Source organism: uncultured Brachyspira sp. (genome assembly GCF_944390595.1).
GTDB lineage: Bacteria > Spirochaetota > Brachyspiria > Brachyspirales > Brachyspiraceae > Brachyspira.
The window spans coordinates 22,126-28,557 of sequence record NZ_CALXRN010000201.1 but is presented as its reverse complement, the minus strand read 5'-3'; the positions used below and the strand labels follow the sequence as shown (position 1 = coordinate 28,557).

Genomic DNA, 6,432 nt, shown 5'->3' with positions numbered 1-6,432 from the left:
AATATCCATTATTTTTATTAACTTTATTTGCTTTTTCCAATAAATCTGTAGAATTATCAAAAGGCGGTATTGCAAAGCTGAATATTGTTTTATTATTTTTATTGGATATTGCTAAATCTCCAAATTTGATAATATCCATTCCTATAAGCATATCACAGCCGCCAATATCACAAACACCAGCTCTAACATTTTTTATATTAACTTTATTTACCAATAATATATCTATTAATACAATATCAACTGTATGTATTCCGCTATTAACACCTCTTACCTTACAACTATCAATAGGTTTTAAATTGAGTTCTTCATATACCTTATGGGTAATAGCTGTGTTAGTTGCTCCTGTATCCCATACTGCATCATATTCTTTTTCTATTCCAAATTTATTTTTTATTAATACTTTTGTTTTTAATTCTACAGGTGTATGATCGTACTCTACTCTAAATGCAAAATGGAATTGCTTTTTTTTTCTTAAAAATTGACACGGGAATAGAATCTCCAGTTAGTATCTTCATCATTACTAGATACTATTTTTACTGCAAAAGTACCTAGTTCCATAGTTTTTACTGATTCATTGATGGCTTCTTCATCACTATTATAAACGCCTTTTAATTCATCACCTTTTATTACTATATGCTTACCTAGATACTTTTCTCTAAACTCTTTTATATGTTCTTCATAAAATTTATTTTCTACTTCAAACATATATCCCCCTTTTTATAAACTGATTAATTACTCTTCTCCTATACTCATAGGCATGATGATGTAATAATAATCCTCTCTTTCTATCTCTTTTACCATAGTAGGACTAGAATCTTTATTAACCATAAAAGTAACTATCTCAGAATCAATCTGCTTAATAACATCCTGAATATAAGTGTAGTTATAAGCTATAGAATGTTCCTCTCCAGAATATTTTATATCAATTTCTTCCAAAGACTCACCCATTTCCTGATTTATACCCTTAACTTTTAAAGACTCCTCAGAAACAGTTAATATCATCCTTTTTGAACGTACATCATTAATCATAGGAACTACACGTCTTATAGCATCGAGCAAATCATTTTTATTAACTCTAAAACTATAAGCAAACTCTTTAGGTATAACTTGTCTGAAATTAGGATATTTTCCTTCTATAAGGCTTGAAACGAAATCATATTTACCAACTTGGAAATAAACCTGCTGACCATCAACTCCCATTTTTACCTGCTCAACCTCATCATAATTTGCAGTAACAAGTATTTCATTTAATACTTTAGGCTCTATTATTATAGAAAAAGAACCATTTTCTACTCCTTCAAATTCTCTTTCTATAACAGCCATTCTTCTTCCGTCAGTAGCAACAGCTAAAAATTTAGAATCAGTTTTTTCAAAGCATATACCTCTTAAAGCAGGCTTGAATGGTTCTTTAGCTATAGATGATATAGTCTTATTAATCATTGTAACTAATTCTTTTGTAGGAAGCATTATATAATTGATATCGCCGCTGCTCTCAGGATAAGCAGGAAAATCATCCGTTTTCATTCCTATAATTAAATGCTTAGTTTTTCCATTTTCAGATTCTATATTAATTTTTTCATTTTCTTCAACATTTATTGTAATAAGTCCGTCAGGCATCTCTTTTAATATTGAACTTATTTTTTTAGCATAAACAGCAACAGAACCTTCGCCTTCGCAGTCATCAAGTATTATTCTGCTTCTAGCCCAAACAGATCCGTCAGTAGCTGTTAATGTAAGCATATTGCCGGCAAGATGAAAAAGTACATTGCTTTCTATATTATAAATTACTTTACCTTCAACAACGTTTTCTGTAACACCTATAGATTTTACTATATCCTTTTTTAAACATCTAAATCTCATCGCTTCCTCTTAATTTATATATTTTATATTAATATTTAATTTGCAATAATTATAATAATAGGCTTTAATTTTAACATTAAAAAGTATTTTTTACAATATTTTTTATATTAATGCAGCTCATAGATTCGATAAATATTCATATATATCTTTGTATCCCTCATACTGTGCTATATCTAAAGGAGTAAGAGAATAATCATCTTTAATGTTAGTTTTTGCTCCGAGTTCTATAAGAGCAGCAACAGCATCATATTTATTATAATAAACTGCCCAATGAAGTGCAGTTCTGCCGTTATTATCTATATCATCTATATTATCACTATGGCTTGCTATTTCTTTTATTATTTCCTTATCGCCATTAAATACAGCATACATTAAAAGTGTCTTACTATCATTATCCCTAATCTTATAATCTATATTATTTCTATTATCTCTAATAAGTCTTTTTATATCATTATTACTTAATTTTCTCTCTTCATTCAAAAGAGATTTCATTATAACAGTAAGTCCGGTATCATCAACTTTATTTATATCATTTGTAAACTTTAATTGTTCATTATATTTCTTATCATAAACGATATGCAATATTACTATTAACACAATAAATATTGCAAATACTAATATAAATAGATTATTTGCATTTTTTTCTTTTGTTGATACTTTTTTTATTGTATTAGATTTCTTTTTTTTCATACATAATATGCTCATACAAAATATATTTTATATTATAACTTTAATGCAATTAAAAACAATAAAATACACTTGAAAAAATTATTTTTTATTCTATACTTAATATAGTAGTATTCTAAACAGTAATATACAATTAAAGGAGATATAAAATGGAATTATTGGCTCATATTTTAGCAACTGAAACAGATGAGGAATTTATTAAAAAGCTGTTAAGCGAACTCTTTACTAAGGATGAGCAAGACATGATACAGCAAAGGCTCAGGATAGTCACCTTACTCAGGAGAAAAATGCCGCAATATGAAATAGCGAAACATCTTAATGCAAGTCTTTGTTCTATAACAAGGGGTGCTAAAGAACTAAAAAAAGATGACAGTGCTTTAGCTATAATAGTAGACAAATATTTAATACATGATAAAAACTTTCAAGAATCATTATCCAAATCACAGTAACAACAAACTAATCTCATCAATATAATTAAAATAATACTTTTTTATAGATAAATATTCATTGGATATATTAAAATATTCATTGTTACTATTTAGTATTTTTTGGTATTTTAAATAAAAGTTTTCATTAAACATGCAATTATATTTATTGATATTTATTCCTTTTACTGTTCTAAGTGAAAGGAATATAAATTCTTTTTTTCTAGTATCTTCATCTAAAAATTCTTTATTTTTTACTGGAAGTTTATAATTATATAAAAAATTAAAATAATCTTTAAGTATTTTAACATTTTCATATCTTGTATTATCATAACATCCAACAGCAGACACTCCCAAACCCAAATAATCTTTCAATAACCAATAATTACTATTATGAATAGACTGAAAACCTATTAATGAAAAATTTGAAACCTCATATCTAATTAATCCCAAATTTTCCAATGTATCAGAAGCCTTTTTATAATATATTACAGATTCTTCATCGCTTGGAAGTATATCCGACCATTTCTTTTTCAATGATTCTGTAAGTTCCAAATAATAAAGAGAGGCATGTTTTACTTTAGGAAGCAAGTCATAAGAGAATAATATATCATCTTTAATTTGATTTTCTGTATTAAGAGGCAATCCGCATATAAAATCAAGAGAAATATTTTCTAAAGATGATTTATTTATTAATTTAAGTGCATTTATAATATCTCTTTTTTCTGTATACCTATTTATAATAGATAAGCTTTTTTCATTGAATGTTTGAATTCCAAGTGAAAGCCTTATATTAGAAACTGATTCTAAAAAACTAATATATTCTTTGTTAATATCATTAATATTGCTCTCTATAGTTATTTCTTTAATATCTTTAATCCCATTATGACTATCAATTATATTTAATACATTATCTAAAAAATATTTTAATAAATCAGCACCTAATACAGAAGGAGTACCTCCTCCTAAATATATAGTTTCTATTTTTTGATTATAATTTTTTATTCTCAATTTAAGCTCTATAATCAATGCATCTATATATTTTTTATATATATTTTCATCATTCATATTAACAATAGAATAGAAATTACAATAGCTGCATTTATATGTACAAAAAGGAATATGTATATAAAGACCTGACATTAAACTATTTTAAGAAATCTTTTAAAGAATTATATTTTTGAGAATGCATCTTTCTTAATGCTTTTTTTTCTATCTGTCTTATTCTCTCTTTAGTAAATGAAAACATCTCGCCTACTTCTTTTAAAGTTTTTCTTTCCTGATCTATACCATATCTGGCATTTATTATCTGTTTTTCTATATCTGAAAGACTTTCAATAGCAACTTTCAATTCTTCCATAAGCTCTTTGTTGGTGATTGTATCTTCCACAGTTTTGGAAGTTTTATCTTCTATTGTATCTATAAGTCTATCTTTCATGCCTTCATAATTATATTCACCTTCAAGAGAAATATGCTCTGTACTCATAGACATAATATGAAGTATATCATTAGGATCTTTTTTCAATATTGCAGCAAGCTCATTAACATCAGGAGTGTATCCGCTTTTATAATAATATTGATGCACGGCTCGCTCTAAATCAACCAAATCCATAGCTTTATTTAAAGGAAGTCTTATTAATCTTGATTTTTCATTTATAGCTCTTAATATACTCTGCCTAATCCAATATACTGCATAAGAAATAAAATGATATCCTTTATCCGGATCAAATCTATCTGCTGCTATAATAAGACCTAAATTCCCCTCGCTGATTAAATCCTCTAATAAAAGTCCGCTGTTCTTATATTGTTTAGCAATGGTTATAACAAATCTCAAATTACTTCTAATAAGTTTTGAACGGGCTTCAGCATCGCCTTCTTTAAGTCTTTTTGTTAATTCTATTTCCTCTTCACGAGTTAAAAGTTTTTCTTTCTTAGCATCAGCAAAATATAAGGATATATTATTTTGTTCCTCTGTATTTGATTTTAAACTGCTATCTGCCATAATATTATACCCTTAAAAACAACAATTTATAGTGTATTATTTTAACTCTTTTTATATATAAAATCAACATATCATAGAATGATTATAAATATCTATTGGCAAGATCATGCACAACAGAATGATTAAATGAATGAGACGATTTATTAGCTATTATTTTAGCTTTTATTGGTCTCGATAATATATATAAATCTCCTATTATATCTAAGATTTTATGTCTTACAAATTCATTATCAAAATGCAGCTTAGTATTTATTACCTTTCCATCACATAATAATATATGACTTCCTATCATTCCGCTGCCTGCCATACCCATCTTTTGAGCATAATCTATATTGTCTATGGTATTAAATGATCTAGCTCTTCCAACTTCTTCTATAAATTGATCAAAGTTTTCAAATTTATATGTATATTGCTGAACTCCTATAGAACCAGCAAAATCAATACGCAAAGTTACTTCAAGTCCATCATATGGAGAAAGTATGATATAAGTTTCATTATCATTAACATTACCATAAGTTAAAGTTTCATCTATAACTATTGGTTCTATATAATCATCCTGTTCAACAAAACCAGCATCTTTCAAAGCCTCGCAAAAAACTAAGGCAGAACCATCAACATTAGGCACCTCGCCATCGCATTTCACCAACAAATTGGTTATTCCCATCATATGCAATGCTGCCAAAAAATGCTCTGTTGTTTTTATGTATCTATTTCCAGATATTAAAGCAGTAGAATTAACCGCACCTGATTTATCTTTTGATAAAATATTATCATGAGAAAGTTTTATATGTGTATTGGTATTGATATCAACGAATACTATACCAGTATTTACTTCTGCAGGAACAAGAGTTAAAGCAGTTTTTCTTCCTTCCATTAAAGCAAAACCGCTTACAACAACGCTTTTAGCTATTGTTCTTTGAGGTACTTTATATCTGCATTCATGCTTTTTATTTGAAGAAACATTATTATTACTTTCTTCAAAAATATTAATATTATTATTTTCTTTAAAAACCTCATCACAGCTTGATAATAATTTTGAAATACTGATAGGTTTTTCTAAAAAGCCATAAGCCCCTATTTTGGTAGCTCTAACTGCTGTTTCTACACCGGCATGTCCGCTCATCATAATAACAGTTACAGATGGAAATTTCTCTTTAATATTTGATAATATATCAAGACCATCAACATCAGGAAGCCATACATCCAAGAACACTAAATTTATATTAGAATCCTCTAAAATTTTTAATGCTTCATTATAGTTTTTAGCTATATATACATCATAACCTTCATCTTCTAAAATACTCTGACAAGTACTAAGGATATCCTCTTCATCGTCTATAATTAATATATTCTGTTTAGTTTTTATATTCTGCATATTAACAATTCTTCCATTTATATAAATATAGTATATTAACAATATAAAATCAATACTAAATTTTATTTATTATTGACAAATAT

The 6,432-nt window shown here is 27.0% G+C and carries 8 protein-coding genes; 1 reads left to right on the top strand and 7 read right to left on the bottom strand.

What is annotated here, in order from left to right; genetic code table 11:
- From Q0J90_RS14745 to Q0J90_RS12315, 4 genes are all read right to left on the bottom strand, one after another.
- Positions 1 to 325: hypothetical protein (locus Q0J90_RS14745; RefSeq protein ID WP_367173889.1), on the bottom strand; the 325-nt coding region annotated here is incomplete at its 3' end.
- A 146-nt stretch (positions 326 to 471) separates the two neighbouring features.
- Positions 472 to 705 carry a hypothetical protein gene (locus Q0J90_RS12325; RefSeq protein WP_137999423.1) on the bottom strand — a complete coding sequence of 78 codons (234 nt, stop codon included), beginning with the start codon at positions 703 to 705 and terminating at the stop codon, positions 472 to 474.
- A gap of 27 nt (positions 706 to 732) precedes the next feature.
- Positions 733 to 1,860, bottom strand: coding sequence for a DNA polymerase III subunit beta (dnaN, locus tag Q0J90_RS12320; protein ID WP_297278194.1), 1,128 nt, complete (start codon positions 1,858 to 1,860; stop codon positions 733 to 735).
- A gap of 117 nt (positions 1,861 to 1,977) precedes the next feature.
- The gene (locus tag Q0J90_RS12315) at positions 1,978 to 2,550 is read right to left on the bottom strand and encodes an ankyrin repeat domain-containing protein (RefSeq protein WP_297278193.1); all 573 of its coding nucleotides are present in this window, start codon (positions 2,548 to 2,550) and stop codon (positions 1,978 to 1,980) included.
- A gap of 146 nt (positions 2,551 to 2,696) precedes the next feature.
- On the opposite strand from Q0J90_RS12315, the gene Q0J90_RS12310 reads away from it, so the two are divergent.
- A complete protein-coding gene (locus Q0J90_RS12310; protein ID WP_028329976.1) occupies positions 2,697 to 2,996 on the top strand; it encodes a Trp family transcriptional regulator in 300 nt (99 codons plus the stop codon).
- Here the strand turns inward: Q0J90_RS12310 and hemW are convergent.
- From hemW to lpxC, 3 genes are all read right to left on the bottom strand, one after another.
- A complete protein-coding gene (hemW, locus tag Q0J90_RS12305) occupies positions 2,988 to 4,115 on the bottom strand; it encodes a radical SAM family heme chaperone HemW (protein ID WP_297278192.1) in 1,128 nt (375 codons plus the stop codon). The two genes, Q0J90_RS12310 and hemW, sit on opposite strands and share 9 nt — an antisense overlap.
- A gap of 4 nt (positions 4,116 to 4,119) precedes the next feature.
- Entirely contained in the window at positions 4,120 to 4,974 is an 855-nt protein-coding gene (locus Q0J90_RS12300) for an RNA polymerase sigma factor RpoD/SigA (RefSeq protein WP_297278191.1), read from the bottom strand.
- Positions 4,975 to 5,056: 82 nt separating this feature from the next.
- Positions 5,057 to 6,349, bottom strand: a complete 1,293-nt coding sequence (gene lpxC, locus Q0J90_RS12295) for a UDP-3-O-acyl-N-acetylglucosamine deacetylase (RefSeq protein ID WP_297278190.1) — start codon at positions 6,347 to 6,349, stop codon at positions 5,057 to 5,059.
- Between the last annotated feature and the right edge of the window lie 83 nt (positions 6,350 to 6,432).

Bases quoted from the DNA above. Each gene is read 5' to 3' on its own strand.
- Q0J90_RS12325 (WP_137999423.1), bottom strand. From the start codon at position 705: ATGTTTGAAGTAGAAAATAAATTTTATGAAGAACATATAAAAGAGTTT.
- dnaN (WP_297278194.1), bottom strand. From the start codon at position 1,860: ATGAGATTTAGATGTTTAAAAAAGGATATAGTAAAATCTATAGGTGTT.
- Q0J90_RS12315 (WP_297278193.1), bottom strand. From the start codon at position 2,550: ATGAAAAAAAAGAAATCTAATACAATAAAAAAAGTATCAACAAAAGAA.
- Q0J90_RS12310 (WP_028329976.1), top strand. From the start codon at position 2,697: ATGGAATTATTGGCTCATATTTTAGCAACTGAAACAGATGAGGAATTT.
- hemW (WP_297278192.1), bottom strand. From the start codon at position 4,115: ATGTCAGGTCTTTATATACATATTCCTTTTTGTACATATAAATGCAGC.
- Q0J90_RS12300 (WP_297278191.1), bottom strand. From the start codon at position 4,974: ATGGCAGATAGCAGTTTAAAATCAAATACAGAGGAACAAAATAATATA.
- lpxC (WP_297278190.1), bottom strand. From the start codon at position 6,349: ATGCAGAATATAAAAACTAAACAGAATATATTAATTATAGACGATGAA.